The organism is Ramlibacter henchirensis, assembly GCF_004682015.1.
Lineage (GTDB): Bacteria > Pseudomonadota > Gammaproteobacteria > Burkholderiales > Burkholderiaceae_C > Ramlibacter > Ramlibacter henchirensis.
In genome coordinates this window covers 460951-487916 of record NZ_SMLM01000003.1, presented here as the reverse complement: position 1 = coordinate 487916, position 26966 = coordinate 460951, and the positions used below count along the sequence as shown (strand labels likewise).

The following is a 26966-nucleotide window of genomic DNA, read 5'->3' as shown; positions in this document are numbered from 1 at the left end:
TCTGTTTCGGGAGCCGATGATTCTAGGCACTAAAGCAGCCGCGGCTGCCTGACGGTCAGATCAACCTCTCCCTCGGCGAGGGTCGCCTGCAGCGACTGGCCGGGACGCGTTTGCGCCGCCTTTCGGATGACCGAGCCGTGCTCGTCCGTCAGCAGCGCATAGCCGCGCCGAAGCACGAGTTTCGGGTCGAGCAGCTCGAGCCGGAGCTCGGCGCGATGCAGGCGGTCGCCCTGTCGCCGCAGCACGCGTTCGACCGATTCGCCCAGGCGCTTCCGGCGGCCTTCCAGTGAAGTCCCGCCGCGCTCGAGCCGCATCAGCACCGCGTGGCGCAGCGCGTCACCGAGCTGGGCGGTGCGGCGGTGCTGCAGCGCGAGCCGTGCGGAAGGCCGCCCTAGGCGCGCGGCCGCCTGGTCCAGCCGCTGCGACGCCGAGTCCAGCCGCCGCGTCAATGCACGGGTGAGCCGCTCCTGCACGCCGTCGAGTCCCTGCAGCAGCTCGCCGCGGGGTTGCGCCACCAGCTCCGCCGCCGCCGTCGGTGTGGGTGCGCGCAGATCGGCGCAGAAGTCCGCGATGGTGACGTCCGTTTCGTGTCCCACACCGCACACCACCGGCACGGGGCTGCGGACGATGGTTCGCGCGAGGGCTTCCTCGTTGAAGGACCACAGGTCCTCGATGGAGCCGCCGCCGCGAACCAGCAGGATCACGTCGATCTCGCCTGCCAGCGCACGCCGGTACAGCGCCTCGAGCGCACCGACGAGCTCGCCCACCGCCTGGCCGCCCTGCACCGCCGCCGGCGCCAGCAGCACCGGGATGTGCGGCACGCGCCGTCGCAGGCACGTGCCCACGTCATGCAACGCAGCAGCCCCGAGCGACGTCACCAGCCCGATCGCGCGCGGATGGCGAGGCAGCGGCCGCTTGCGCGCGGGATCGAACAGTCCCTGCCCCTCCAGCTCCGCCTTGAGCCGCAGGAACCGCTCGTACCAGACGCCCTGCCCGGCGCGCTGGAGGCTCTCGACGACCAGCTGCAGGTCGCCGCGCGGTTCGTAGACGGTCAGCCGCCCCTGCACCTCGACCAGGTCACCGTCACGCGGCATGAATTCGAGCAGGCCCGCCGCGCGGCGGAACATCGCGCAACGCAGCTGCCCCTGCGGGTCCTTGAGCGAGAAGTACAGGTGCCCGCTGGATGCGCGCGAACAGCCCGAAATCTCGCCGCGAACCGCGACGGGATTGAGCCTCGCGTCCAGGAAGTCAGCAACGGCGCGGCAAAGCGCCCCGACTTGCCAGATTCGCGGCGAAACAGCTGGGTCCGGCGAGGGCACCATCAGAAAAGATGCGGCTCAGCGGCCGATGGGGCCTCCGAATAGTCCACAAGCGCAGCCCACCGGGCCGAACCCGCCTCCCGTCTTAGGAAAATGACGAATCCGCCGAGCAAGTCATTGATTTTCAAAGGGAATTTCCTGCTCAAAATGTCATCGTTCTGACATCTCGAAGGATTGATGCGGCTTTGCGACAGGGGGGTGGGGGTTTCTGCACAAAGTTATCCACAACTTCTGTGAGTCATGTCCTACGTCAGGTGGCTTTTGTCCGACAGGACCGGTGTCCCCCATAATCGCGCCACCTTCAGCAACTCAAGCGTGGCGGAGCCCCATTTGCTTTCGATCATACAAGCCGCAGGTTGGCCGATCTGGCCGTTGGTAGCCTGCTCGATCCTCGCCCTGGCCCTCATCATCGAACGCTTCCTCAGCCTCAAGTCGGCGCGGATCGCGCCGCCGAAACTGCTGGATGAAGCAATCTCCGTTTCCCGCGCCTCGGTTCCGAGTCCCGACGTCGTGAGCCAGCTCTCGCAGAACTCGGCGCTCGGCGAAGTGCTGGCCAGCGGCTTCCGCGCGCTCAACAGTGATCCGCGCTGCACCGAGGCGGACCTGCGCGCCACCATGGAAGGCACGGGCCGCGCCGTCGCCCACCGGCTGGAGCGCTACCTGAGCGCACTGGCCACCATCGCCTCGGCGGCGCCCCTGCTGGGCCTGCTGGGCACCGTCATCGGCATGATCGAGATCTTCGGCTCGCAGGCGCCCGGCACCGCGGCCACTGCCACCGGCGGCAACCCGGCGCAGCTCGCTCACGGCATCTCGGTCGCGCTCTACAACACCGCCTTCGGCCTGATCGTCGCGATCCCGGCCCTGATCTTCTGGCGCTACTTCCGGGGCCGTGTCGACGCGTACCTGCTCACGCTCGAACTCGCCTCCGATCGCTTCGTGCGCCACCTCCTGGCGTTGCGCAGGGCATGAAGTTCCGCACCCGCTCCCGCGAGGAACCGGAGATCAACCTGATCCCGTTCATCGACGTCCTGCTGGTCGTGCTCATCTTCCTGATGCTGTCGACCACCTACAGCAAGTTCACCGAGCTGCAGCTGCGGCTGCCGGTCGCCGATGCGGACGCGCAGCGCGACTACCCGCGTGAAGTGATCGTGGGTGTGGCCAACGACGGCCGCTACACGGTCAACCGCGTTCCGGTGGGCGGGCGCAACGCGGAGCAGCTCGCCGCGGCGCTGTCGGACGCCGCCAAGGCCGGCAAGGACAGCGTGGTGATCGTCAGCGCCGATGCCGCCGCGCCCCACCAGGCGGTGATCACCGTCCTGGAGGCCGCGCGCCGCTCGGGGCTGCAGCAGATCACCTTCGCAGCCCAGTCGTCGGCCCAGGCCGACGCGCGCTGACCGGATGCGGGAGGCCCTGCAGCGCGCCTGGCTGCGCCGCGGGCCGCTCGCCCTCCTCCTTCTTCCCTTCTCGCTCCTGCTGCTGCCGCTCGTGCGGCTGCGCCGCAGGCTTTATCGCACCGGGGTGCTCGCCTCGCAGAAAGCGACGGTGCCGGTGGTCGTCATCGGCAACGTGGTCGCCGGAGGCGCGGGCAAGACGCCTGTCGTGATGGCGGTCGCCGAACGCCTCGGGCGGTCCGGCCTGAAGGTCGCAGTCGTTTCACGCGGCCATGGCCGCGAGGGCGCCGAGTGCCTGGAAGTGACGCCGCACAGCGACCCTGCCCGGTCCGGCGACGAGCCGCTTCTGATCGCGAGCCGCTGCCGCGTCCCCGTCTTCGTCGCGCGCCGCCGTGCCGAGGCGGTGAAAGCCGCCCTGCGCGCCCATCCGGACACCGACGTGGTCCTCAGCGACGACGGCCTGCAGCACTACGCGATGGCGCGCGACATCGAGGTGTGCGTCTTCGACGACCGCGGGCTGGGCAACGGCTGGCTGCTGCCGGCCGGCCCCCTGCGCGAGCCCTGGCCCCGGCCCGTCGACATCGTGCTGCGCACGCCGGGCGCGCAGGACCTGCCGGGTTTCCTGGTGCGACGGCGCCTGGCCACGTACGCGTGGCGCGCCGACGGAGAGCGCGTGGAGCTGTCTTCCTTCACCGGCCAGGAGTGCGACGCGCTGGCCGGCATCGCCCGTCCGCAGGCTTTCTTCGACATGCTCAAGGCCGCCGGCATCCGGCTGCGCCGCACCTGGGCGCTGGACGACCACCACGACTTCGGCTCCGACGGCCCCTGGCTGCATGGCGACGCGCCGCTGCTGTGCACGGAGAAGGATGCGGTGAAGCTCTGGCGAAAGCATCCACCCGCGTGGGCCGTCCCGCTCGAGCTGGAGATCGAGGACGGCTTCTGGTCGCAGCTCGAGTCGCTGCTGCGCCCAAAGCTATCATCGCCGCATGGACCCCAAACTGCTTGAGCTGCTCGTGTGCCCAGTGACCAAGGGGCACCTCGACTACGACCGCTCGCGGCAGGAACTGGTCTCGCGGGCGGCGCGGCTGGCCTATCCGATCCGCGACGGCATTCCCGTGCTGATCGAGGAAGAAGCGCGCACGCTCAGCGACGACGAACTCGAGCGCCTGCCCGCGCGCACGCCCCTGGTGTAGCGCGTGCGCTTCACGGTCCTGATCCCGGCGCGGCTGGCATCGACCCGGCTGCCCGACAAGCCGCTGGCGGACATCGCCGGCAAGCCGATGGTGGTGCGCGTGGCCGAACGCGCGCGACTGTCGAAGGCGCAGCGCGTCGTCGTCGCGGCCGACAGCCCGGCCATCGTCTCGGCGTGCGAGGCCCATGGCGTCCAGGCTGTGCTGACCGCCACGGACCATCCTTCCGGTACCGATCGACTCGCCGAGGCCAGCCGCCTGCTTTCACTCCCCGACGACGAGATCGTCGTCAACGTGCAAGGCGACGAGCCGCTGATCGATCCCGCGCTGATCGATGCGGTCGCGCAGCTGCTCGCCTCCCAATCCGATGCGCCAATGGGCACGGCCGCGCATCCATTGCACGAGGCCGGCGAGTTCACCAATCCGAACGTCGTCAAGGTGGTCACCGACGCGCAGGGCCTGGCGCTCTACTTCAGCCGAGCGCCGATCGCGTGGTGGCGGGACGGCTTCGCCGCGGGCGTGAGCGCCCTGCCCGACCCGGCTCCGCTGCGGCACGTCGGCATCTACTCGTACCGTGCCGGCTTCCTGCGGGCCTTCCCTGCATTGCCGCAGGCGCCACTGGAGCGGCTCGAGTCGCTGGAGCAGCTGCGGGCGCTCTGGCACGGGCATCGCATCGCTGTGCATGTGACTCAGCACGCGCCCGGGCCAGGCGTCGATACGCCCGAAGACCTGGCGCGCGTGCGGGCCGTTTTCGAGCAGCCGCGCGCGTAAAGCCGCGTAAAGGCGCGTGCTATCCTCAAGCGCAAGAGTGCGCACGGCCCGGCGCGGGATGACGAGGGGGCCGCAGCGCCCGCCAAACTCCATCCGAGGACATCCATGAGACTGATCTTGCTGGGCGCGCCAGGCGCAGGCAAAGGCACCCAGGCAACCTTCATCTGCCAGAGGTACGGCATCCCGCAGATCTCCACCGGCGACATGCTGCGCGCCGCGGTGAAGGCCGGCACGCCGCTGGGAAAGGCGGCCAAGCAGGTGATGGATTCCGGAGGGCTCGTGGGCGACGACATCATCATCGGCCTGGTCAAGGAGCGCCTCGCGCAGCCCGATTGCGCCAAGGGCTTCCTGTTCGACGGCTTCCCGCGCACCCTCCCGCAGGCCGACGCGATGAAGGACGCCGGCGTCAAGCTCGACTACGTGCTGGAGATCGACGTGCCCTTCGCCGCGATCGTCGAGCGCATGAGCGGCCGCCGCTCGCACGTGGCCTCGGGCCGCACCTACCACGTCAAGTTCAACCCGCCCAAGGTGGCCGGAATCGACGACGTCACCGGCGAGCCGCTGATCCAGCGCGAAGACGACCGCGAAGAGACGGTGATGAAGCGCCTGCAGGTCTACGCGTCGCAGACACGCCCGCTGGTCGACTACTACGCCAACTGGGCCAAGGCCGATCCGGTGAATGCGCCGAAGTACCGCGCGATCAGCGGCATCGGCAGCGTCGAGGAGATCACGGCCCGGGCCCTCGCCGCGCTCGAGAGCTGATCGCGTCCGGCGCTCAGGCCGGGCTGGAGCGCAGGCCGTAGGCCTTGCCGTCGACGAACAGGTACTCCGCGCGCACCACGGGTTCCTTCTCGTCCTTCAATCCGAAACCGACGACCGACACCAGCGCGCCGGGCTTGATCTCGGCCACCTTCCACGCCTCCATGCGGGTGAGCGGCGCCAGTTCGATCTCCCAGACCTTGTCCTTGCGCGTGGGCACCTGCGCCTTGGCCACCAGCGCCTTGCCATCCACGGCGGCGCTCTGCGCCGGCAGTTGGCGCGACGCGAGGTCGCCCGGCACCTTCAGCGAGGGGCTGACCTCCAGGTCGAGCTCCGCGTGCGGGTTCTGCCACCGCACGCCGGTGACACGGCCTTCCAGGTAGATCGGGCGGTCCTGGTCGAAGCTGCTCCAGCCGTGGTGCGCCAAGGCCAGCGTGGGCAGCCCCGCGGCGGACAAGAGGAGGGTTCTGCGTCTCATCGTCTCGCTCCTTCATCGATAGGCGATCCAGCGGCCGCAGGTCAGGACCGCGAGCCACAGGACGGTGGAGACTAGCATCAGCGCGCGAGCCGTGGTGTCCAGCCGCTTCAGCGACCCGCGCACATGGAAGGCCACCGCGTTCCCGCCCGCCAGCAGGATCAGCAGCATCTTGAGCGTGAAGGCGCTGTTGGCGAGCAGCTCCTGCGGCTGGCTCGCGAACATCAGCAGTCCGCTGGCCGCCACCAGCGTGAAGCCGCAGAGCGCGACCGTCAGGCTCAGCCGCGCCAGGTCGGCCAGCGGCAGCGCGGCGCCGCGGCCGAACACGCGCAGTTCCAGCAGCACCAGGTTGCCCAGCAGCAAGGCGATGCCGAAGATGTGGACGATCTCCAGCGCCGGGTACGCCCAGGGGTGGGTCTGCAGCGCCTGCATCGGTCAGGCCAGCAGGTCCAGCAGCAGGTCCACCCGCGCCTTTGCGGGCGTCAGCGGCGTGCAGGGGAGCGCCTCCTTCGCGAGCGGAATCACGGGCCCCTCCAGGCAGCGACTCGAGCGGACGACGCGGACGCCGGCATCCCTCGCGCGCAGCAGCGCCTGCTCCAGCGCGGCATGCACGCTGCCGTTGCCCGTGCCGGCCACGACAAGCCCCTGCACCCCCGCGGACGCCAAGGCGTCGACGACGCGGCCATCCGCGCCGGCATGGCTGTGCACGATCTCGACCCAAGGCCACTGCGCCGTTCGCTGCAGCCGATCGAACAGTTCGTGCGACGGGATGGTCGCAGCCCAGGCGCGAACATGCCGTACGGCGCCCGCTTCCACGTACGCGAGCGCGCCCGCGTCACCCGAGCTGAACGCATCGACCCGGTAGGGATGCACCTTGCGGACATCGGCGGCCCCGTGCACCGCGCCTGCGCAAACCGCGAGCACACCGCTTGCTCCAGCGGTTCGAACAACCGTGAAAGCCTCGGCGAGGTTCTGCGGACCATCGGGCGAGAGCGCGGTTGCCGGCCGCATGGCGCTCACCAAAACGATCGGCTTGCGCGGCGCAAGCACGCGGTGCAGGAACCACGCCGTTTCCTCCAGCGTGTCGGTGCCATGCGTGATGACGATTCCCTGCACCTGCGGCTGCTCGATCCAGTGGCGGCAGCGCGCGGCCAGCTCGCGCCAGAGCTCGAAGGCCATGTCCTTGCTGTCGATCTGCGCGAGCTGCTCGGCGACGACCGTGACGCCTTCCAGGGCCGGCAGTCCCTCCAGCAGCTGCTCGACACCGATCTCGCCGGCGCGGTAACCGAGCTCGTCTGCTGCACGCTGGGCGCGCCCGGCGATGGTGCCGCCGGTGCCCAGCACCACGATCTGCTGCGCTTGCACTTGCACTCTTTCACGAAACTGGTTAAAAATACAGGTACTGGATGGGCAGCCAGTGAACTGCCCCTCAGGAGCCCCCATGAACGAGACGCCCAAGCTCACCGCCCGCCAGCAGCAGATTCTGGACCTGATCCAGTCCGCCATCGCGCGCACCGGAGCCCCGCCCACCCGCGCCGAGATCGCGGCCGAACTGGGCTTCAAGTCCGCCAACGCCGCGGAGGAGCACCTGCAGGCGCTCGCGCGCAAGGGCGTCATCGAACTGGTCAGCGGCACGTCGCGCGGCATCCGCCTCAAGGGCGACACGCTGCGCTCCATCCACGAATCGCGCTTCAAGCAGTTCCCGCTGCCGCTGCAAAGCCTGGCGCAGCTCGCGCTGCCGCTGGTGGGCCGGGTGGCCGCGGGGTCGCCCATCCTCGCTCAGGAGCACGTCGACCAGACGTATTACGTGGAAAGCAGCCTGTTCCAGCGCAAGCCCGACTACCTGCTCAAGGTGCGCGGCATGTCGATGCGCGACGCCGGCATCATGGACGGCGACCTGCTCGCCGTGCAGGCCACCAAGGAAGCCAAGAACGGCCAGATCGTGGTGGCGCGGCTGGGCGACGAAGTCACCGTCAAGCGCTTCCGCCGCAACAAGCACCTGATCGAGCTGCACGCAGAGAACCCCGACTACCCCACCATCGTGGTGGAGCCCGGTGAGCCCTTCGAGATCGAAGGCCTGGCCGTCGGCCTGATCCGCAACACCATGCTGATGTAGCCATCCGCCGGAGGCAGCAGGTGGCGGGCGTATGGCGCGACAGGCGCCATCACCCTGCGCCCTCCGGCTCCCCTTTGAATCTCGCCTGTGTTTCGAACCCTGTAGTCAAGGAGAGCGACATGGGACTCACGATCTGCACCTTCGCGGGCGCGCTGCGCTCGTTCGGCCGCTGGCTGACCGGCACACCCGGCGCCACCGCTTCTTCCACCGTGGCATTGCATTCCGCCGGCATGCGCCTGCACACCGCCGCGGGCCGCGCGCACGTGGCCTGGCCGCCGGCGCGCCGCACGGGCAGCTCTCGCCGCCCCCTGCGCGTGCTGCGCGTGGTGGACGCGGAGCACGCAGCCAGCACGGCGGGCCGCATGGTGATCTCCGGCCGCATGGCCGACGTGTGCGCCGAACTCGATCGGCTGGCGGCACTGGAAGCCGCTGCGGCCTGAACCCAGGACGCTCTCTACTGGGCGCCGATCAGGTAATCCGATTTCCCAAGCTCCACGCCGTTGTGCCGCAGGATCGCGTACGCCGTCGTGACGTGGAAGAAGAAATTGGGCAGCGCCCAGTGCTTCAGATAGGCCTCGCCTTTCATCGTGCGGGTCGCATCGCGGCCGACGGGAAAGGTGATGTCCTTGTCCTCGCTGCCATCCAGTCTGGCGGCGGGCACCGTCTCCAGCCAGGCGACCGTCCTGGCGATGCGCGCGCGCAGCTCCTCGAAAGTCGTCTCGTTGTCCTCGAACTTCGGCGCTTCCACGCCTGACAGGCGCGCGACCCCGTTCTTCGCGGCGTCGCAGGCGATCTGGATCTGCCGGTTGAAAGGCAGCATGTCCGGCGCGAGGCGGTAGTTCACCAGCACCTGCGGGTCGAACTTGCGCGCCTGCGCATGCGCCAATCCCTTGTCGAGGAAGTGGGACAGGTTGCCCAGCATGGTGCGGAAGATCGGCAGGCTGGCCGAGGACATGGAAATCGCCATTCGAGGTTCTCCTTGGGGACGGTGCGAAAAATCGAAGGCGCAATGCTAGCCGCGCGCGCGGAACTCTGCCGCGAACCGGTCCGAACCCGCAGGGCACAATCGCGGCATGAACATCGTGATCCTCGACGACTACCAGGACGCCGTTCGCAAGCTGAAGTGCGCGGCCAGACTCGAGGCCTATCCCGCCAAGGTCTATACCAACACCGTCAAGGGCATCGGCCAGCTTTCGGTGCGCCTGCGCGATGCCGACGTCATCGTCCTGATCCGCGAGCGCACCCACATCAGCCGCCAGCTGCTGGAAAAGCTGCCCCGCCTCAAGCTGATTTCGCAGACGGGCAAGGTCGGATCCCACATCGACGTCGACGCCTGCACCGAGCGCGGCATCGTCGTGACCGAGGGCGTGGGCTCGCCGGTCGCGCCGGCGGAACTGACGTGGGCGCTGATCATGGCGGCCATGCGGCGCCTGCCGCAGTACATCCAGACCCTCAAGCATGGCGGGTGGCAGCAGTCGGGCATGAAGTCCGGCTCGATGCCCGCCAACTTCGGCCTGGGCATGGTGCTCAAGGGCAAGACGCTGGGCATCTGGGGCTACGGCAAGATCGGCCAGCTCGTTGCGGGCTACGGCCGCGCGTTCGGCATGCGCGTGCTCGTGTGGGGGCGCGAGGGGTCGCGTTCCCGCGCGGAGGCAGACGGCCACGAGGCCGCCGAAAGCCGCGAGCAGCTGTTCGCCGAAAGCGACGTGCTCAGCATGCACCTGCGGCTGAACGAGGAGACGGCCGGCATCGTGAAGCTCGAAGACTTCGGCCGCATGAAGCCGACGTCGCTGTTCGTGAACACCTCGCGCGCCGAGCTGGTGGAACACGACGCGCTGATCGCCGCACTCAACCGCGGCCGCCCCGGCATGGCCGCCGTGGACGTCTTCGAGAGCGAGCCGATCCTGCAGGGGCACGCGCTGCTGCGGCTGGAGAACTGCATCTGCACGCCCCACATCGGCTACGTGGAGCTGGAAAGCTACGAGCTGTACTTCGGCGCCGCCTTCGAGAACGTGGTCAATTTCATCGAAGGCCATCCGACCCACGTCGTGAACCCGGCCGCGCTCCAGGTGCGGCGCTGAGCCCCTCATGGCGGCGGCACCCGACGGCATGACGGGCGCAGCGCCGCCGCGCCGCGCGCCCCTGCCGCGGGTGCTCTGGCCGCTGCTGTTCGGCAATTTCGTCATCGGCGCGGGCGTCATGGTGGTGCCCGGCACGCTGAACGAGATCAGCGAGTCGCTGCAAGTGCCTGTCGCCGGCGCCGGCCAGCTGATCACGGTCGGCGGCATCGTGATGTGCCTGGGCGCGCCGCTGCTGGCGGCGGTCGTCGCGGGCTGGGACCGGCGCCGCCTGCTGGCGCTTTCGATGCTCTGGTACGGGCTGCTTCACCTGGCCTCCGCGGCCGCGCCCGGACTTGCTTCGCTGCTGGGGCTGCGCGCGCTGGCCCTCATCTCGCCGGCCATCTTCACTCCGCAGGCTGCCGCGTGCGTGGGCTTGCTGGTGCCGGTCGAGGATCGAGGCCGCGCGATCACCTTCGTCTTCGTCGGCTGGTCCGTCGCGTCGGTGCTCGGGATGCCGCTCGGCGCCTACGTGGGCGGCACCTTGGGCTGGCGGGCCGCATTCGTCCTCGTGGCCGTGCTCGCGATCGCGAGCGGCGTCTGGGTCTGGCGCGCGATGCCCGACGGCGTGCGGCCGCCGGCGCTCTCGCGCAACGCCTGGGCCGCGACCTTTGCCTCGCGACCGCTGATGCTCTGCGTCGCGGTCACCGTGCTGTCCGCGGCCGGGCAGTTCGTCCTGCTCTCCTACCTCGCACCCTGGTTCCGGCAGTCGCTGGGCACGTCGACCGAGGCGCTCAGCCTGCTGTTCATGTGGTTCGGCGCGTTCGGCTTCATCGGCAACGTGCTGATCTCGCGCCACATCGACCGCGTCGGCGTCGACCGGACCGTGCTGCTGTCCATCGCGTGCATGGCCCTGACCTTCATCGCGTGGCCGCTCGCGTCGCTCGGGCTGCTGATGGCCGCGCTGGTGCTGGTGCCCTGGGGGCTGGGCTGCTTCGCCTCCAACTCCGCGCAGCAGGCGCGGCTGGTCGGCATCGCGCCGGGGCTGGCGTCCGCCTCCATCGCCCTGAACTCATCGGCCCTGTACGCGGGCCAGGCGATCGGCGCGGGAGGCGGCGGATGGCTCATCGTGCACACCGGCTACGGGCTGCTGCACTGGGCCGGCCTCGCGGCGATGCTGGCGGCGGTGGGCCTGAGCGCGCTCGCGGCCAGGTCCGCGCACAAGGCCCGCATGGCCGCGATGTCCGCATCGCCCGCCGCGCGCTGATCGCCCGCAGCGCGGCCATGGGCGCCGAAATCGCTGCCGGATAATCCCTCGCATGCAAACGACATACGAAACCGTCGCGGTCGTGGGCGCCGGCGCCATGGGGCGCGGCATCGCGCAGATCGCCGCGCAGGCCGGCAGCAAGGTTCGCCTCTACGACACGCAGTCGGCCGCGGTCGACAAGGCGCTGCAGGACATCGGCGGCCAGTGGGACAGGTTGCAGGAGAAGGGCCGCATGACGCCTGAAGCGGTCCAGGCCGGCAAGGCGCGCCTGGTCGCCGCCGCGGACCTGTCCACGCTGTCCGACTGCCAGCTCGTCGTCGAAGCCATCGTCGAACGGCTCGACGTGAAGAAGGAACTCTTCGCGCGGCTGGAAAGCGTCGTCGGGCCCGATGCGGTGCTGGCCACCAACACGTCGTCACTGTCGGTCACGGCCATCGCCGCGGGCCTGAAGCGTCCCCAGCGTGTCGCGGGCTATCACTTCTTCAACCCCGTGCCGCTGATGAAGGTCGTGGAGGTCGTCGCCGGCCTCAAGACCGATCCTGCTGTCTGCGAAGCGCTGGCCGCCTACGCACGCGAAATGGGCCACACGCCCGTGCAGGCGCAGGACACGCCCGGCTTCATCGTCAACCATGCCGGCCGCGGCTACGGCACGGAGGCGCTGCGCATCGTGAGTGAAGGCGTAGCGGACTTCGCGACGATCGACCGCATCCTGCGCGACCAGGCCGGCTTCAAGCTCGGCCCGTTCGAACTGCTGGACCTCACCGGGCTGGACGTTTCGCATCCGGTGATGGAATCGATCTACCGCCAGTACTACGACGAGCCGCGCTACCGGCCCAGCGCTATCGCCGCGCAGCGGGCCGCGGGCGGCGTGCTGGGCCGCAAGACCGCCGAGGGCTTCTACCGCTACGTCGAGGGCAAGCAGCAGGTCCCTGTCGAAGCGGCGGCACCCAAGGTCGATGAAGTGCCGCCGGTGTGGGTTTCGACACGCGCCGCCCGCCGCCAGGAGCTCTATCAGCTGCTCAAGGACCTGGGCGCGAAGATCGAGACCGGCCAGTCCCCGTCCGCCAACGCACTCACGGTCGTGGCTCCGCTCGGTTTCGACGTGACGACGGTCGCGGTGGTCGAACGGCTGGATCCGGCACGCACCGTCGGGATCGACATGCTGGTGGAGGACGGCGCAACCAGACGGCGCGTGCTCGCCACCAACCCGGCGACGCGCGCCGACATGCGCGACGCGGCCCATGCCCTGTTCACTCGCGACGGCAAGCCGGTGAGCGTCATCCGCGATTCGGCCGGCTTCGTGACCCAGCGCGTCGTGGCCGCGATCGTCAACATCGCCAGCGACATCTGCCAGCAGCGGATCTGCACGCCCCAGGACCTGGAGACCGCGGTGACGCTGGGCCTCGGTTATCCGATGGGGCCGCTGGCCATGGGCAACCGCTGGGGCCCGGCCAACGTGCTCGAGGTGCTGTTCAACATGCAGACGGTCTACGGCGATCCGCGCTACCGCCCGAGCCCGTGGCTTCGCCGGCGCGGCGCCATCGGCTTGTCCCTCCTTCAAGAGGAATCCTGATGCCCGCCGAACTGCGCAGCACCAGCCAGGGCGCCACCATGGTGCTGACGATCCGCAACCCCGAGCAGCGCAATGCGCTCGGTCCGGAGATCTACGCGGCCGGCGTCGAGGCGCTGAACGCCGCCGAATCCACGTCCGAAGTGCGCAGCGTGGTCATCACCGGCGAGGGCGGCGTCTTCTGCGCGGGCGGCAACCTGCAGCGGCTGCAGGCCAACCGGCAGCAGCCGACCGAGGTCCAGGCCCAGAGCATCGAAGGCCTGCACAACTGGATCGAGTCGATCCGCTCGTTTCCGAAGCCGGTGATCGCGGCCGTCGAGGGGCCGGCCGCGGGCGCCGGCTTCTCGCTCGCGCTCGCCTGCGACTTCATCGTGGCGGCCGCGAATGCGGTGTTCGTGATGGCGTACAGCAGCGTCGCCCTGTCGCCCGACGGCGGCGGCACCTGGTCACTCGCGCGCGCCCTTCCCCGCCAATTGGCCAGCGAGCTGCTGATGGGCGCGGAGCGCATCAGCGCCGAGCGGCTGCAGGTGCTCGGCATCGTCAACCGCGTGGTCGCCGACGGGTCGGCGCTGGGCGAAGCGCTGTCGCTTGCCGAACGGCTCAACGAACGCGCGCCCAATTCGCTGGCGAGCATCAAGGAACTGCTGAACGACGCGGCGGGTGCCAGCCTGCACCAGCAGCTGTCCGCCGAGCGCGACCATTTCGTGCGCAACCTGCACCACCCGAACGCCGGCATCGGCATCGCCGCCTTCCTGGCGAAGGACAAGCCCCGCTACAGCTGAGTCTCCCTGCGCGCGAGCCGCTCAGGTGACAACCCTGAGCAGCCGCCCGGGTCCCGGGGGCGACAATCGCCGCGCCCCCAGTCGCTGACAAGACAGACCATGGACGAGCCCATTCTTACGATCGAGGAACGAGAAGCGATCAACGGCGGACGCTGGTTCTCCTCGCTCTCGCCCTCGCTGCGCCACGACATCCTCCGATGCGCCTACGTCAAACGCTACAAGGACGGCGACCTGATCGCCGCCCGCGGCGACGCGCCGCAGGACTGGGTCGCCTGCGCGCGCGGCGCGGTGCGCGTGAGCTCCACCTCGATCACGGGCAAGCAGATCACGCTGACCTACGTCGAGCCGGGCATCTGGTTCGGGGACGTCGCGATCTTCGACGGCGAGCGCCGCACGCACGATGCGTACGCGCATGGCGACACCACGCTCGTGTGCGTGGCGACGGCCGACTTCCGCAAGATCCTGGCCGCTCACGTCGAGCTGTACGAAGCGCTGCTGCGGCTGCAGTCGCGGCGCATCCGCCAGCTGTTCGGGCTGGTGGAGGACCTCAACACGCTGCCGCTGCGGTCGCGCCTGGCCAAGCAGCTGGTGCACCTGGTGCGCAGCTATGGCGTGCCGCAGCTGGCGGACGGGCGCGAGATGCGCATCGGCCTGCATCTCGCGCAGGAAGAACTGGCCCAGCTGCTCGGCGCTTCGCGTCAGCGGGTCAACCAGGAGCTCAAGGCAATGGAACGGGAAGAAGTGATCCGCATCGAGCCGGGCGGTCTGGTGGTGCGCAACCGCGACGCGCTGATGCGCATCGTCGAGGCGGAAAGCTGATGAGCGAGTACGACCATTTCGTCGGCACCCGGCCGGTCTCCGGCAAGCACGCCTTCGAAGTCGCCGCGCTCACCGCGTGGCTGCAGAAGAACCTGCCGGGCTTCGAAGGGCCGCTTTCGGTGGAGATGTTCAAGGGCGGCCAGTCCAATCCCACCTACAAGCTGGTCACGCCCGCGCGCAGCTACGTCATGCGCGCCAAGCCGGGTCCGGTGGCCAAGCTCCTGCCCTCGGCACACGCCGTCGAACGCGAGTTCGCGGTGATGACCGGCCTGGCCGGCACGGATGTTCCCGTGCCCCGCATGTACTGCCTGTGCGAGGACGAGTCCGTCATCGGCCGCGCGTTCTACGTCATGGAGTTCATGCAGGGCCGCGTGCTGTGGGACCAGGCGCTTCCCGGCATGACGAGGGAGCAGCGAGGCGAGATCTACGACGAGATGAACCGCGTGATCGCGGCGCTGCACACGGTGAAGTTCGCCGAGCGCGGCCTGGCCGGCTACGGCAAGCCCGGCAACTACTTCGAGCGCCAGATCGGCCGATGGAGCAAGCAGTACAAGGCTTCGACCGACGGTGCGGGGCCTATGAGCCAGCCCATCCCGTCGATGGAGAAGCTGGTCGAGTGGCTGCCCGCGCACATCCCGCCCGCGGCGCGCGACGAGAGCAAGGTCTCCATCGTCCATGGCGACTTCCGGCTGGACAACCTGATGTTCGACGCAGCGGCGCCGCGCGTCGTGGCCGTGCTCGACTGGGAGCTCTCCACGCTCGGCCATCCGCTGGCGGACTTCAGCTACCACTGCATGGCCTGGAACATCCCGCACGGCTCGTTCCGCGGCATCGGCGGGCTGGACCATTCGGCGCTGGGCATCCCGACCGAGGACGAGTACATCCGCCGCTACTGCGACCGCACCGGCCTGGCGACCGTGGACCAGCTCAAGGCCGACTGGAACTTCTACCTGGCCTACAACATGTTCCGCATCGCCGCCATCCTGCAGGGCATCGCCAAGCGGGTGGAAGCGGGCACAGCCTCCAGCGCGCAGGCCGCCGCCTCCGGCGCGAGCGCGCGTCCGATGGCCGAACTCGCCTGGCAGTTCGCTCAACGCGCCTGACCTCCTCATCGAAAGGCAAGACATGGACTTCGAGTACTCCCCCAAGACCCGCGAACTGCAGGCCAAGCTGCTGAAGTTCATGGACGACCACATCTACCCGAACGAGAAGGCCTACCACGAGGAGCTCAAGGCCAACACCGAGGCGGGACGGCGCTGGACGGCGCTGAAGGTGATCGAGGACCTCAAGCCCAAGGCGCACGCCGCCGGCCTGTGGAACCTGTTCCTGCCCAAGGACACGGCCGAAGCATCCGGCTACCAGGGCGCGGGGCTCACCAACCAGGAGTACGCGCCGCTGGCCGAGATCATGGGCCGCGTGCAGTGGGCCAGCGAGGTGTTCAACTGCTCCGCGCCCGACACCGGCAACATGGAGACGATCGCGCGTTACGGCAGCGACGAGATCCGGGCGCGCTGGCTCAAGCCGCTGCTGGAAGGCAGGATCCGCTCGGCCTTCGCCATGACCGAGCCCGAGGTCGCCTCCTCCGACGCCACCAACATCAGCACCCGCATCGAGCGCCAGGGCGACGACTACGTGATCAACGGCCACAAGTGGTGGATCTCCGGCGCGGCCGACCCGCGCTGCAAGGTCTTCATCACCATGGGCAAGACCGACCCGGACGCGCCCCGCCATTCGCAGCAGAGCATGATCGTGGTGCCGGCCGACACGCCCGGCATCCGCATCGTGCGGCCGCTCAACGTGTTCGGCTACGACGACGCGCCGCATGGCCACGTCGAGATGTACTTCGAGAACGTGCGCGTGCCCGCCGGCAACATGCTGCTGGGCGAAGGCCGCGGCTTCGAGATCGCGCAGGGCCGCCTGGGCCCCGGCCGCATCCACCACTGCATGCGCCTGATCGGCCTGGCCGAGCGCGCGCTCGAGCTGATGTGCCGCCGTTCCCTCTCTCGCGTTGCGTTCGGCAAGAGCGTGGCGCAGCAGACCGTGACGCAGGAGCGCATCGCGGAGGCCCGCTGCAGGATCGACATGGCGCGGCTGCTCACGCTCAAGGCCGCGTGGCTGATGGACATGGCCGGCAACAAGGTGGCCAAGACCGAGATCGCCATGATCAAGGTGGTGGCGCCCAACATGGCCTGCCAGGTGATCGACTGGGCCATGCAGGCCCACGGCGGCGGCGGCGTCAGCGACGACTTCCCGCTGGCCTACGCCTATGCCGGCGCGCGCACCCTGCGCTTCGCCGACGGCCCGGACGAAGTGCACCGCAACTCGATCGCCAAGTGGGAGCTGGGCAAGTACGGCAGCTATGGCCGCGATGCCGATGCGGCCGTGACGCGCGGGTCATGACCGCGACGGGACTCCGCCGCCTGGGCTAGGCCTTGACGGGGAAAGCGCGCAGCGCGTTCTCGCCGGCCGTCGAAAGCACCTGCACCAAGTGCTGCAGCGACGGCTGCGCGGGGCCGTTCTGCATGCGCAGGTAGATCCGGCCGCGCTGCAGGATCAGCACGAAAGGCTGGTCTGCGCCCGGGGCGGGCTCCGGCCACTCCAGCAGCTGCTGCGACAGCGAGGCATCCATCCACGCGACGGCATTCGCGCGCTCGTCGGCCACGAGCGTGTAGCGGGTCCAGAACGCGCGCGGCATGTTGTCCCAGCCCGACTCCTCGAACATGGCCAGCAGCCGCATCTCCTCCGGCATGCTGGTGCCGATGCTGGTCTGCAGGGTGTCCGTGTACATCGAGTAGGCCTGCTTCTCCAGCGAGTCCCTCAGCGGCCGGTTCATCACCATCAGCAGCACGTCGGGGTGGGTGCCCAGGTCCACCCGGGCGCGCAGCTCATCGCCCTGGATGTAGGCGCGGCTGGGTGTGCCCACCTCGATGCGGCAGGTCTTTCCCGCCACCGGGCCCTGGATGGCGAAGCCGCCGCCCTGGTCGGAGAACGCGAAACCGTGGCGCGATGCCCACTCGGCCGCCTGCGCACCGGAGCCGGCGAGCTCATGCCCGGTGTCTTTCGCGAAAGCCTTCTTGATCTTGTCGAACATGCAGCGGTCGGTTCACCTACAGTCGCCTGATTATCGAATCAAACCTCAACCATGGAGCCAAGAAGATGAAGAAGCCGATCCAGGTGTTCAGCTGGGCGACGCCCAACGGACACAAGGTGCACATCATGCTGGAGGAGTGCGGCCTCCCCTACGAGGCCATCCCCGTGAACATCGGGCAAGGCGACCAGTTCAAGCCCGAGTTCCTGGCCATCAGCCCGAACAACAAGATCCCCGCGATCACCGACCCCGAGGGTCCCGACGGGCGGCCGATCTCGCTGTTCGAGTCGGGGGCGATCCTGGTGTACCTGGCCGGCAAGACCGGACGATTCCTGGGCGACACCGACCGGCGCCGCTATGAGGTGCTGCAGTGGGTGATGTTCCAGATGGGCGGCGTCGGGCCCATGCTGGGGCAGAACCACCACTTCCGGCAGTACGCGCCGGAGAAGCTCACCTATGCGGTCGACCGCTACACGAACGAAGCCAAGCGCCTCTACGGCGTGATCGACCGCCGCCTCGCGGCCAGCCGCTGGCTCGGCGGTGACGACTATTCGATCGCCGACATCGCCACTTGGCCGTGGCTGCGCAACTGGAAGAACCAGGGCGTGCAGCTGGCGGACTACCCGCACCTGGAGAAATGGTTCCAGGCCATCGAAGAGCGCCCGGCGGTCCAGCGCGGGGTGAAGGTGCTGGCCGATCTGCGCAAGCCCATCACGGACGACAAGGCGCGCGAGGTGCTCTTCGGCAGCACGCAGTACCAGCGTCGCTGAGCAGATCCAGATTCCCGGCGCCGCAATGGCGCCGCGCGGCGGGCCTCGGGGCCCGCTTTTTTTTGCGTCTCGTGCGCAATGGATGAGCTCCTTCAGCACGTCCGGCAGCCCGTAGCTCGGCAAAAACGTAACCGTTATGCCTGAGCCGGGTATCACTGTTGAGCTCGTTTTCGCGCCTGAACAACAGGTGCACGAGCTCTTCAATCACCCCCGCTTAAGGCCGAGCAAGGCCTGATGTTCCGAGGGAGCGCGCCTACACGCGCGTACGCCTGCTCCTACAAGACCCGAGCTCGGCAGGTCCTCTTTCGTGACCTGATTCACGACGCGGCCAAGCTCATGTTCGGTTACGGCTGTAGTCGGTCTCCTACAGGTTTGTGGGACGCCGCTGACACAGTTCGGACCTCGCGCTGAGCCCCTGCCCTCAGCTCATCTGAATCAGGTCCTCGCAAGGCCGCCCCGCGGCTCCATGACCACCCCAAAGGAAAGCTGAACAATGAAAAGACGACTCTTCCTCTCCGGCTCTGCTGCTGCCACCCTGGGCCTCGTGGGTTGCGGTGGAGGCGGTGGCGGCGGCCCTGCGGGCGCCACCGACGTGGTCACCGGCGGCGTGCTGACCAGCACCACCGGACTGGGCGGTGCGGCCGCCTCGCCTGCAGGCCCCTCTTCCCTGCCCGCGAAGGTGCTGGGCTGCTACTACACCGCGTTCGCCACCGGCGGGTACCGCATCAGCGACATCCCGGCCGACTTCAACGTCATCTACCTGTTCCACGCGAAGCCGAACGGCAACCCGGTGGGCGGCAGCTGGAACAACGTGGGCGACGGCTCGTTCAAGTTCGAGCACTACGACGAAGTGCCCGCGTCCGACGTCCAGGCCTGCCGTGCGCGCGGCCAGATGGTGATCCTCACCGTGGGCGGCGCGAGCGCCGGGTACAACTTCAACACCCGCGAGAAGAGCCAGAACTTCGTGGCATCGTTCCAGGACATGTACAACCGCCTGGGCGGCGTCGACGGCTGCGACTTCAACAACTTCGAAGCCAACATCGGCTCCTCGCCGGCCGAGATGGTCTGGATCTCCCAGCAGCTCAAGGCCCTGTACGGCGCCGGCTTCGCGATCACGGCGCCGCCGCAGCCCAACTCGGCCGAGGACCGGGCGATGATCAAGGCCATGGGCGACGCCGGCGTGCTGGACTGGGCGGGCCCGCAGTACTACGACTGGTCCGGCTTCAACGCCCCCGGCTTCATCAGCAACCGCACCAACGACTGGGTGGGCGACCTGGGCTCCGACAAGGTGATCCTCGGACTGTCCGCCAACTACGGCAACGGCCCGTCGCTGTCGGACTGCATCCGCGAGTGGGACGCCGTGCGCATCGCCCACCCCAACATCCGCGGCATGTTCTGCTGGAGCGCCCAGCACAACCTCAATGGCGGCAACGTCTGGGGTTCGACGATGAAGGGCTTGCTCTAAGCCTGCGTTGCCGGCCGTCCGCGGCCTGGCGCGGCATCGCGCAGGTTCGCGACGGCCCTGAGGAACTCGTCCAGCGCGAACGGCTTTCTCAGGAACGCCTGGTACGGCACCTTGTACGGGCGCAGCGCCGACTCCGGTGCGCCGCTGATCAGCAGCACGGGAAGGTCGGCGTACCGCGGCGTCGCGCGCAGCGCCTTCACCAGCTCGGCCCCGTTCATGCCGGGCATCATGAAATCGGTGACCAGCAGGTCCGGCGCCGCGTCCTCCAGCCGGGAGAGCGCCTGACGGCCGTCGGCCGCCACGGTGACGTGGTAGCCGGCGTCCGCGAGCAGGAGCGCCAGCACCTCGGCGCTGGAGAACTCGTCTTCCACCAGCAGGATGCGGACCTCGCTCATGCGACGGCCTCCTGCGCGCAAGCCTCAGGAGCCAATGGTCGGCTCCTCCGCCACGGCGAGGCCGGACTCGGTCAGCACGAGCTCCCGCTCGTGCAGCTCGCACCGGCTCACCCGGCTCTTGCGGATGCTGATGAAGCGGCGCACCGACGGCTCCATCTTCAGGCGCATGTCCAGCACCGTGTCTGCGAGGGCGGACATGGTCGCGCTGTCCAGGACCAGGGCGCGCTTGGCATCGTCCTGCTCCACCGTGACCAGCGTGGTCGTGCCCAGTGCCCGCAGTTCGTTGGTCAGGGCCGCCAGGAAACTTCCGCCCCGGTGCTGGAAGGCCGGCGCGACCATCAGGCCCCCGACGCCGTCGATCACCAGGCGTGCGGGACGATTGCGGGCGACACGCTCGAGGATGTTCGCGGCGACTTCGTCGAGCATGTTCTCGCCGAGCGTGTGCCACATGAAGTCCAGCGTGGAGGCGTCGGCCGGCAGCCGCACGCCGAGCATGCCGGCGATCCTGCGCAGCATCTGGGGCGACTCGTAGAAGCCGACGAACAGCGCCTTCTCGGCGGGCGTGGCGGGCGCCAGGAAATGCAGGGCCAGGGTCGTCTTGCCGCTGCCCGAGGCCCCGGACAGCGCGGTGACGCTGCCTTTCGCATAACCGCCGATGTCGAACATGCGGTCCAGCGCCGCGACTCCGGTCGAAACACCCTCCGGTGCCGGCGCATCGCCGTGCGCCGGCCGCCGTGATTCGAGGCGGGGATACACCACGATGCCCTGCGGACCGATCCGGAACGCATGGTTGCCTCGCAAGGTCGCGCTGCCGCGGAACTTGACGACTTCGATGTTCCGCTCGCGCCGCACGCCGAGCGCCGTCTCGCGCAGCAGCACGATGCCGTCCACCATGGTCTGCTCGGCCGACACCGGCCGGTCGGCCTGCTCGCTGGTGAGCAGCAGCGTGGTGCAGCCGCTGAGGGTCGAATGGGTCTGGATGTCGCTGACGAACAGCTTCAGCTCCTCGTCCGAACGCGCCGCGCTGGCGGCCATGACCAGTCCGTCGAGCACCACGAGACCGGCCGGTCGGGTGCGCATCTCGTTGCGCAGCAGGTTGACGACGCCCTTCAGGCCTTCGGTCCGCAGCGCGTTGAACGCGCTCACGTAGTAGATCTTCTGCGGCACCACGGAAGGGTCGAAGAACGCGAAGGCTCCCATGTGCTGCAGCAGCCGCGCATGCGACTCGGCCAGCAGCGTCACGTACACGACCTTCCCGCCATCGGCCGCATGGCGGTGCACGATCTGGTTGGCCAGGATCGTCTTGCCCGCCCCCGGGGCGCCCTGGAAGATGTACACGCCGGACTTCAGCAGCCCGCCGCCCATGATCTCGTCCAGGCCCGGGGTGCCGGTGCTGATCCGCTCGAGCGGCGGTGGAGTGGCGGCGGCGTTTGAACTCACTTTGACTCTTCCTTCTTGCGGGCTTGCGCGGGCCGCAGCGGCAGGCTCACGAGGAACCGCGAACCGCCTTCGGGCGGCGACGTCACGTTGATCGAACCCTGGTGGGCCGCGACCATCCGCCCGACGATCCACAGCCCGAGGCCGAAGCCGGCACGGTCTCGTGAGCCGGCGACCAGCCGCTCGAACTTCTCGAAGATTCTCGCTCGGGCGGCGGCATCGATGCCGGGCCCGCGGTCGGATACCTCGAAGCGGGCCATGCCGGCGGCCTCGTCGGCCCACGCCTTGACGTGAACCGGCGTGGAGTCGCCGTACTTGATCGCGTTGTTCACCAGGTTCGAGAGGATCTCCTCGACCATGTGCGGATCCCAGAAACCCACGGGCGCGCCCTCGACCGCCGCATGGAGCGTGGCGCCATGGAACGCCGCTTCGTCGACGTGCGCTTCGACCACGTTGCGCACCAGCTCCGCGACGTCCACGCGCCCCGGGGACAGGTGCGATTCGGGGGAGTTGAGCCGGCTCACGTCCAGCAGCACCACGGCGCGGCGCACGTAGCGGTCGACGCTGCGTCGCGTGCGTTCGATCTCGACCTTGAGTTCTTGGACGCCGTGGCGCTCGGCCAGCATCTCCAGCGCGGCCAGCCGCAATGAAATGGCGTTCAGCGGAGAGCGCAGCTCGTGCGCCGCGATGGCGAGGAAGTCGTCCCTCGCGGTGACGGCCTGCTCCGCGCGTCGCAGGCGCGTCAGCAGCTCGTCGTCGGGTTGCTCTTGCATCGGATGTGGCGCGCGATGCAGGGCCCGGGGCATTGAACGCGGCGGGTCGAGCATAAACGCAACTGCGCCACCTCACCAGTTAATACATTCGACGGACGCACTGCGTCCGCCTGTCTGAGCGGGAATCGCACAACGAGTCTTTCGCTTGGAAACTCCGGCCGCGCGGCGGCGTTACAGCGGCGACCGATCGTTCGCGCCTAGATTCGCACCCCATGGAAGTCGCAGACACATACCTGATGATCAAAGACGAACTCGAGTCCGCGAGAGCCGAAGAAGCCGAAGCCTTGCGCCGTGCGAACCGGCTGCGCACCACGGGCGCCTCGCCCGAGGCGCTGCGCGATGCGCTGCGGGAAGTCGATCTCCAGCACTCCCGCGTCATTCACCTTCAGATGGAACTGCGAAGGCAGTTGCACTGAGTCACCGCCGTGGCGGTGGCCGGCGCGCTCAGAAGCGCACCGGCAGCGACACCGACAACCGCAGGTCCGGCGCATCGGGAGTGATCCCGAAGCCCAGCGTGATGTCGAGCAGCGTCGAGCGAGACAGGAGCGTGGAAAGTCCCAGCTCCACCGAGCCGCTGAGGGTGCTGCTGCCGGCGACCTCCTGGCCGTTCACGCGCGTGCGGTCCAGCCGTGTGAGCTCCACGCCGGTCCTGAGCGAGGTTTCGGGACTGGCAGCCAGCAGCGTTCCGGCCTTCAGGCCGACAGCGTGGCCCGGCCGGATGCGCGATCCGGCATAGGAGTGCGCACGCGAGACGGCATAGCTCACGGTGCCGAAGAACACCAGCGGGTCCTGGCGCTTCACCGCGGTCAGCGCGCCCTGCAGCGTCGCGAACCCCGCGCCGGGCGAAGGCTGGCCCAGCTCGAAGTCGCCGGTCGGCAACTTCAGGTTGGCGGAGGCGAGCAGCGCGGGGAACCCGGCGCGGTCGCGGCTCAATTGCTGGGTGAACTGCAGTTCGACGTCGCCGACGCCCGTCTGCCGCTCTCGCTGTTGCAGTCCCGCAGCCGTGGCCGTGTTGGACTCCTGGACCGCGACCCAGGGCAGGCGCAGGTCCACCTGCGAGTTGCCGGGCAGCCCGGTGCGCAAACCGACAGTCGCTGTCGCGCGGTGCTGGTCCCGGGTGCGGTCGGCGATGACCGGTCCTGCAGCGCCCTGCACGATGGCGAGGCCGCGCGAGCCGCGGTACTGGTACTCGATGGTGGGATCGAGTTCCCAGCTGCCGGGCGGCAGCAGGAAGCCGCCTTCGCGGACCAGCGCCCGCTCGAGCGCGCGCGCGGTCTCGTCTTCCTCGACAGACGCTGTGACGTCCGTTGGCACTGCAGGTGTTGTGGATGCCGCCGCTGCAGCGGGGACAGTCGCGGTGGCAGCAGGCGTTCCCGGCTGAGGGGCTTGCGCTGCAGACGAAGCAGGTGCTGCCGCAGGGGAAGTTGCTTGCGTGCCCAGCCGCCGTTCGAGCGCCTCGACGCGCTGCTGCAGGTTCCGGATCAGGGCATCGCGCTCCTGGAGCTGGTGCTGCATGTCCGTGGCCGCTGCCTGCGCCGCGGAGGTTCCGGGCAGCAGCGCGGCAAGCAGTGCGAGCGTCGGCAGCAGGGGGTGGAGGCGCAAGGTGTCAGGGCACGAGTTGCCGCAGCGCACTCGCTGCGGGACGGAGCAGGTCTTGTTGCAGCACGAGCCGCCGGCCTGCCGGTGTCGCGGCGCCGGGGCGTTGCACCACGAACGCAATATTCTGTTGCCACACCGCTTCGAACTGGTCCTGCGGCATCACTCGGTTACCGAATGCGGGGTCCGCCAGCAGGACGGTCTCACCGACTCGCCCGCGGTAGATGACGAAGTGCGGATAGCCGTGCAACACGACGGGGACGATCGCGGGCGCCATCTCTTCGAGTGAAGCGGCGTCGACCTCCTGGTAGGCGTCGGCTTCGAAGCCCAGCCCATCGGCGAAGCGCTTCAGGTCGAGCAGGGAGAAGCCGCCGCGGTGCTTCACGCGAAGCGGATCGGTCCGGCGTAACATGCCGCGCGCGACCGCCTCTTCAGATACTGGATAGCCGTGCTGGTATGTCAGGAGCGTGGCGAGAGCTGCGGCGCCACAGCTGATATCCCATTTCTGCAGGACTACGCTCTCGTTGCGGATCTCGATTATCGAGCGGACCGCACGGTAAGACTCGGCGGAGGAGCTTGGCCACAGGCAAAACAGCCCGACGAGTGCGCAGACTTTGATCAAAAGCCGCCCCATTGGGGCGGCACTCTTCTCTAACAAGCTAGGACTTGTCTACTGGCATCACCTAATCACGGGGCTACGCTGGGCCGCAACCGACGTGGCTGTGCCGAGTACCGCGACGGCCGCGGCGGCGTTCACCGGCACCGCGACCTGATTGTTGTTGGCCACGTTACTCACATCCACCGTGTCAACCAGTACCACTGTTACCAAGCCGGCTGTCACTTCATCCATCTGCTGATCCGTCATCTTCACCGGTTTCGCGAAAGCGGTTCCGGAGGCCGCCAAGGCCAGAGTGGCAGCGGCAATCAAGGTCTTACGCATATTCAAACTCCAAAAGGTTGAGAACCATAGAACCCTGCAACGCATCCATTGAAATGCTGCTCAGAAGAAGCGGCAGCGATGGATCGGTTGCAGGAGCCCACGCCCAATATGGCCTGCGCTTCGAAGAGCGCGCGACGGACCCGGCTGAAGATGCGCGACGGACAGGCCGACGGCGCTCGACGGACAAGACCGAAGGACGCTCGACGGACGGAGTCGACTCAGGCGTTCTCCACAGCCCCTCAAGGGACATTGCACCTGCCGCGCAGGGAGGGCAGAGGTACTGGGCCGTCCGAAGCTCTGGCGACTCAGCCCGGCACCACCAATGTCTCCTCGAAGCGCATCAGGTCGGCTGCGAAGCGACGGGGCTGCTCCCAATGCAGGGCATGGCCCACCCCGGCGTAGACCACGCGGGTGGCCTGCGGCAGTTGCCGCTCCAGCCGCTGCTGATCCGACTCGGGCGAGAAGGCATCGGCGTCGCCCCAAGGCAGCAGCACGGGCGCCTCGATCGTGTGCAGCTCGTCGGTGAAGTCGTCGTCCAGCAGCGCAGCGAAGGCGCCGCGCCAGGTTGCCGCCGGCGTGCGAAGGCACTCATCGACCATGGTCTCCAGCAGCCTTGGCGCCACCGGACCGGCGATGGTGTCGCGCTGGAAGGACTCGGCCAGCTCGCGCGGCACCTGCGCGCCCAGCCCCAGGATCTGGCTCTGGACGAAATCCACGAACTCGGGCTTGTCGGAGAAGCTCGCGAAAGCGCCTGCGGCGACCACGCCACGCACACGGTTCGGGTGGTCGATCGCCAGCCGCAGTGCGTTGACGGCGCCCATGGAGTGGCCGACCACGAGCACCTGCGACAGCCCCAGCGTGTCGATGAGGCCGGCGGCATCCGCCGCGAAGTCGCGTGTGCGCAGGCTCGCGGCGGCGGACGAGCCCCCGTGGCCACGCTGCGTCATCGAGACCACGTGCCATTCGGGCGGCAGCCAGGGCAGCACCGGCTCGAACGACCGCCAGGTGTCGGTGATGCCGTGCAGCATCAGCAGGGCCGGGCCGCCGGGCGGGCCCTGCTCTGCGCATTCGAAAGTGAGGCCGCCGGGAAGGCGGACATGGCGGACGGTGGCGTGCATGAGGGGCTCCGGTTCATGGCGGACGAATGGCCGCTTGCGGCGCATGGCGGCGGGAGGGGCAGTCTGGGCGACGCCCGTATCGGCCTTTTCTCCGCGCGTTGCGGCTTGGTATTCACCGCGTATCCGCCGCGCTTTCAGCGCGCCCCGGGCCGGCCTGCCCCGAGATCAGGATCCGCGTCGCCGCAGCCACTCTTTCATCTGCGCGAGCTCGCGTTCCTGCTCCGCGATGATGTGCTGCGCCAGCTGGTTGTTGGCAGGATCCTTTCCGTGCTGCAGCTGGATGCGCGCCATGTCGATGGCGCCCTGGTGGTGCGCGATCATGCCCTTGACGAAGGAGACATCCGCGTCCCGCTCGTCGAGCGCCGCGTCCATCCCCTGGTGCATCCTGGCCATGGTGGCCGCATAGGCGGTACGCGCACTCCCAGGCCCGGCGGGTTGGGCGCCGTGTGCATGGCCGCCCTGGGTCTGTGATGTCGCGGCGCCATGCGGACGCTGCGGATCCCAGGCGGCGATCACGAAGCGCATGAAGTCGTCCAGGCGCTGCCAGAGCGGATCGCTGAGCTTGTCCATGCCGGTCAGGACGGCCTGCCCCACGCGCGTCTTTTCGATCCAGCGCGTCGCCAGGAAGAACTTTGCGGCGGCGCTTCCACGATGTACGGCGCAAACCACTTCACGTGCGCGTGGGCCGGCAAGGCCACCGCGCGACGGCTCCCCACACCGCTCGCAAGGGGCTGCGCGGGTGGCGCGAGGATTCCGGGGTGTTTTGTTGTCGATGGGTCATGTCGTTCCGTTCGCGGGCGTCGCCTGTGCTGTGCCCGATGTGACCGTTACTGTCCCATGCGCTGCCGGGATCGGGCATCGGCGGGAG

Annotated in this window: 32 protein-coding genes; 18 read left to right on the top strand and 14 right to left on the bottom strand. The window is 68.7% G+C overall.

What is annotated here, in order from left to right; translation table 11 throughout:
* Window positions 1-29: 29 nt before the first annotated feature.
* On the bottom strand, window positions 30-1322 hold the full coding sequence (xseA, locus tag EZ313_RS20415; protein WP_135265148.1) for an exodeoxyribonuclease VII large subunit: 1293 nt from the start codon (window positions 1320-1322) through the stop codon (window positions 30-32).
* Between the two features lie 327 nt (window positions 1323-1649).
* Here xseA and EZ313_RS20410 point away from each other — a divergent pair, with 327 nt between their 5' ends.
* The 6 genes from EZ313_RS20410 (at window position 1650) to adk (ending at window position 5433) form a co-directional block, all read left to right on the top strand.
* Window positions 1650-2288: a MotA/TolQ/ExbB proton channel family protein gene (locus tag EZ313_RS20410; protein ID WP_135265147.1), complete on the top strand. Its 639-nt coding sequence runs from the start codon at window positions 1650-1652 to the stop codon at window positions 2286-2288.
* On the top strand, window positions 2285-2713 hold the full coding sequence (locus EZ313_RS20405; RefSeq protein WP_135265146.1) for an ExbD/TolR family protein: 429 nt from the start codon (window positions 2285-2287) through the stop codon (window positions 2711-2713). The genes EZ313_RS20410 and EZ313_RS20405 overlap by 4 nt, the downstream gene beginning before the upstream one ends.
* Before the next feature lie 4 nt (window positions 2714-2717).
* Window positions 2718-3716 (top strand): tetraacyldisaccharide 4'-kinase, encoded by a 999-nt coding sequence (gene lpxK, locus EZ313_RS20400; protein ID WP_135265145.1) that lies wholly within the window; start codon window positions 2718-2720, stop codon window positions 3714-3716.
* Window positions 3697-3903, top strand: coding sequence for a Trm112 family protein (locus EZ313_RS20395; protein ID WP_135265144.1), 207 nt, complete (start codon window positions 3697-3699; stop codon window positions 3901-3903). The genes lpxK and EZ313_RS20395 overlap by 20 nt, the downstream gene beginning before the upstream one ends.
* Window positions 3904-3906: 3 nt before the next feature.
* On the top strand, window positions 3907-4671 hold the full coding sequence (gene kdsB / locus EZ313_RS20390; RefSeq protein ID WP_135265143.1) for a 3-deoxy-manno-octulosonate cytidylyltransferase: 765 nt from the start codon (window positions 3907-3909) through the stop codon (window positions 4669-4671).
* Window positions 4672-4776: 105 nt separating this feature from the next.
* The gene (gene adk, locus EZ313_RS20385; RefSeq protein WP_135265142.1) at window positions 4777-5433 is read left to right on the top strand and encodes an adenylate kinase; all 657 of its coding nucleotides are present in this window, start codon (window positions 4777-4779) and stop codon (window positions 5431-5433) included.
* 13 nt (window positions 5434-5446) lie between these two features.
* On the opposite strand, the gene EZ313_RS20380 is transcribed toward adk, so the two are convergent.
* From EZ313_RS20380 to EZ313_RS20370, 3 genes are read right to left on the bottom strand one after another with little or no spacing between them, the layout of a single operon-like run.
* Window positions 5447-5908, bottom strand: coding sequence for a DUF6152 family protein (locus EZ313_RS20380; protein ID WP_135265141.1), 462 nt, complete (start codon window positions 5906-5908; stop codon window positions 5447-5449).
* A gap of 12 nt (window positions 5909-5920) precedes the next feature.
* On the bottom strand, window positions 5921-6337 hold the full coding sequence (locus EZ313_RS20375; protein WP_135265140.1) for a hypothetical protein: 417 nt from the start codon (window positions 6335-6337) through the stop codon (window positions 5921-5923).
* Window positions 6338-6340: 3 nt separating this feature from the next.
* Window positions 6341-7270, bottom strand: a complete 930-nt coding sequence (locus EZ313_RS20370; RefSeq protein ID WP_240788722.1) for an asparaginase — start codon at window positions 7268-7270, stop codon at window positions 6341-6343.
* Window positions 7271-7346: 76 nt separating this feature from the next.
* Between EZ313_RS20370 and lexA the strand changes: the two genes are divergently transcribed.
* Together lexA and EZ313_RS20360 are read left to right on the top strand one after the other, a co-directional pair.
* On the top strand, window positions 7347-8021 hold the full coding sequence (gene lexA, locus EZ313_RS20365) for a transcriptional repressor LexA (protein ID WP_135265139.1): 675 nt from the start codon (window positions 7347-7349) through the stop codon (window positions 8019-8021).
* Between the two features lie 119 nt (window positions 8022-8140).
* Window positions 8141-8461, top strand: a complete 321-nt coding sequence (locus EZ313_RS20360) for a hypothetical protein (protein WP_135265138.1) — start codon at window positions 8141-8143, stop codon at window positions 8459-8461.
* Window positions 8462-8475: 14 nt separating this feature from the next.
* Here EZ313_RS20360 and EZ313_RS20355 read toward each other — a convergent pair whose 3' ends face one another.
* A complete protein-coding gene (locus tag EZ313_RS20355; RefSeq protein ID WP_135265137.1) occupies window positions 8476-8988 on the bottom strand; it encodes a DUF1993 domain-containing protein in 513 nt (170 codons plus the stop codon).
* A 106-nt stretch (window positions 8989-9094) separates the two neighbouring features.
* Here EZ313_RS20355 and EZ313_RS20350 point away from each other — a divergent pair, with 106 nt between their 5' ends.
* The 7 genes from EZ313_RS20350 to EZ313_RS20320 all read left to right on the top strand — a co-directional run bounded on the left by EZ313_RS20350 (window position 9095) and on the right by EZ313_RS20320 (window position 16916).
* Window positions 9095-10102, top strand: coding sequence for a D-2-hydroxyacid dehydrogenase family protein (locus EZ313_RS20350; RefSeq protein ID WP_135265136.1), 1008 nt, complete (start codon window positions 9095-9097; stop codon window positions 10100-10102).
* A gap of 7 nt (window positions 10103-10109) precedes the next feature.
* Window positions 10110-11345 (top strand): MFS transporter, encoded by a 1236-nt coding sequence (locus tag EZ313_RS20345; protein WP_240788721.1) that lies wholly within the window; start codon window positions 10110-10112, stop codon window positions 11343-11345.
* 52 nt (window positions 11346-11397) lie between these two features.
* The gene (locus tag EZ313_RS20340) at window positions 11398-12918 is read left to right on the top strand and encodes a 3-hydroxyacyl-CoA dehydrogenase (RefSeq protein ID WP_135265135.1); all 1521 of its coding nucleotides are present in this window, start codon (window positions 11398-11400) and stop codon (window positions 12916-12918) included.
* Window positions 12918-13697 carry an oxepin-CoA hydrolase, alternative type gene (locus EZ313_RS20335; RefSeq protein ID WP_135265134.1) on the top strand — a complete coding sequence of 260 codons (780 nt, stop codon included), beginning with the start codon at window positions 12918-12920 and terminating at the stop codon, window positions 13695-13697. Before EZ313_RS20340 ends, EZ313_RS20335 begins: the two co-directional genes overlap by 1 nt.
* 99 nt (window positions 13698-13796) lie before the next feature.
* Window positions 13797-14516: a Crp/Fnr family transcriptional regulator gene (locus EZ313_RS20330; protein WP_135265133.1), complete on the top strand. Its 720-nt coding sequence runs from the start codon at window positions 13797-13799 to the stop codon at window positions 14514-14516.
* The gene (locus tag EZ313_RS20325) at window positions 14516-15619 is read left to right on the top strand and encodes a phosphotransferase (RefSeq protein ID WP_135265132.1); all 1104 of its coding nucleotides are present in this window, start codon (window positions 14516-14518) and stop codon (window positions 15617-15619) included. Before EZ313_RS20330 ends, EZ313_RS20325 begins: the two co-directional genes overlap by 1 nt.
* 22 nt (window positions 15620-15641) lie before the next feature.
* A complete protein-coding gene (locus EZ313_RS20320; protein ID WP_135265131.1) occupies window positions 15642-16916 on the top strand; it encodes an acyl-CoA dehydrogenase family protein in 1275 nt (424 codons plus the stop codon).
* A gap of 25 nt (window positions 16917-16941) precedes the next feature.
* On the opposite strand, the gene EZ313_RS20315 is transcribed toward EZ313_RS20320, so the two are convergent.
* On the bottom strand, window positions 16942-17607 hold the full coding sequence (locus tag EZ313_RS20315) for a hypothetical protein (protein ID WP_135265130.1): 666 nt from the start codon (window positions 17605-17607) through the stop codon (window positions 16942-16944).
* 65 nt (window positions 17608-17672) lie between these two features.
* On the opposite strand from EZ313_RS20315, the gene EZ313_RS20310 reads away from it, so the two are divergent.
* Both EZ313_RS20310 and EZ313_RS20305 read left to right on the top strand, forming a co-directional pair.
* A complete protein-coding gene (locus EZ313_RS20310; RefSeq protein ID WP_135265129.1) occupies window positions 17673-18374 on the top strand; it encodes a glutathione S-transferase N-terminal domain-containing protein in 702 nt (233 codons plus the stop codon).
* Window positions 18375-18867: 493 nt separating this feature from the next.
* Entirely contained in the window at window positions 18868-19839 is a 972-nt protein-coding gene (locus EZ313_RS20305; protein ID WP_135265128.1) for a glycoside hydrolase family 18 protein, read from the top strand.
* On the opposite strand, the gene EZ313_RS20300 is transcribed toward EZ313_RS20305, so the two are convergent.
* The 3 genes from EZ313_RS20300 to EZ313_RS20290 are packed head-to-tail and all read right to left on the bottom strand — an operon-like array spanning window position 19836 to window position 22444.
* Window positions 19836-20234 (bottom strand): response regulator, encoded by a 399-nt coding sequence (locus EZ313_RS20300; protein ID WP_135265127.1) that lies wholly within the window; start codon window positions 20232-20234, stop codon window positions 19836-19838. The two genes, EZ313_RS20305 and EZ313_RS20300, sit on opposite strands and share 4 nt — an antisense overlap.
* A 24-nt stretch (window positions 20235-20258) precedes the next feature.
* Window positions 20259-21674, bottom strand: a complete 1416-nt coding sequence (locus tag EZ313_RS20295; protein WP_135265126.1) for a DUF7125 family protein — start codon at window positions 21672-21674, stop codon at window positions 20259-20261.
* The gene (locus EZ313_RS20290) at window positions 21671-22444 is read right to left on the bottom strand and encodes a sensor histidine kinase (RefSeq protein ID WP_167772681.1); all 774 of its coding nucleotides are present in this window, start codon (window positions 22442-22444) and stop codon (window positions 21671-21673) included. Before EZ313_RS20290 ends, EZ313_RS20295 begins: the two co-directional genes overlap by 4 nt.
* 212 nt (window positions 22445-22656) lie before the next feature.
* On the opposite strand from EZ313_RS20290, the gene EZ313_RS20285 reads away from it, so the two are divergent.
* Window positions 22657-22860 carry a hypothetical protein gene (locus tag EZ313_RS20285; RefSeq protein WP_135265124.1) on the top strand — a complete coding sequence of 68 codons (204 nt, stop codon included), beginning with the start codon at window positions 22657-22659 and terminating at the stop codon, window positions 22858-22860.
* Window positions 22861-22888: 28 nt separating this feature from the next.
* Here EZ313_RS20285 and EZ313_RS20280 read toward each other — a convergent pair whose 3' ends face one another.
* From EZ313_RS20280 to copM, 5 genes are all read right to left on the bottom strand, one after another.
* The gene (locus EZ313_RS20280) at window positions 22889-24046 is read right to left on the bottom strand and encodes a transporter (protein ID WP_135265123.1); all 1158 of its coding nucleotides are present in this window, start codon (window positions 24044-24046) and stop codon (window positions 22889-22891) included.
* Between the two features lie 4 nt (window positions 24047-24050).
* Window positions 24051-24698, bottom strand: a complete 648-nt coding sequence (locus EZ313_RS20275; RefSeq protein WP_135265122.1) for a C39 family peptidase — start codon at window positions 24696-24698, stop codon at window positions 24051-24053.
* A gap of 21 nt (window positions 24699-24719) precedes the next feature.
* Window positions 24720-24980, bottom strand: coding sequence for a hypothetical protein (locus tag EZ313_RS20270; protein ID WP_135265121.1), 261 nt, complete (start codon window positions 24978-24980; stop codon window positions 24720-24722).
* A 305-nt stretch (window positions 24981-25285) separates the two neighbouring features.
* Window positions 25286-26098, bottom strand: coding sequence for an alpha/beta fold hydrolase (locus EZ313_RS20265; protein WP_167772680.1), 813 nt, complete (start codon window positions 26096-26098; stop codon window positions 25286-25288).
* Window positions 26099-26263: 165 nt separating this feature from the next.
* Window positions 26264-26692: a CopM family metallochaperone gene (copM, locus tag EZ313_RS20260; RefSeq protein ID WP_167772679.1), complete on the bottom strand. Its 429-nt coding sequence runs from the start codon at window positions 26690-26692 to the stop codon at window positions 26264-26266.
* Between the last annotated feature and the right edge of the window lie 274 nt (window positions 26693-26966).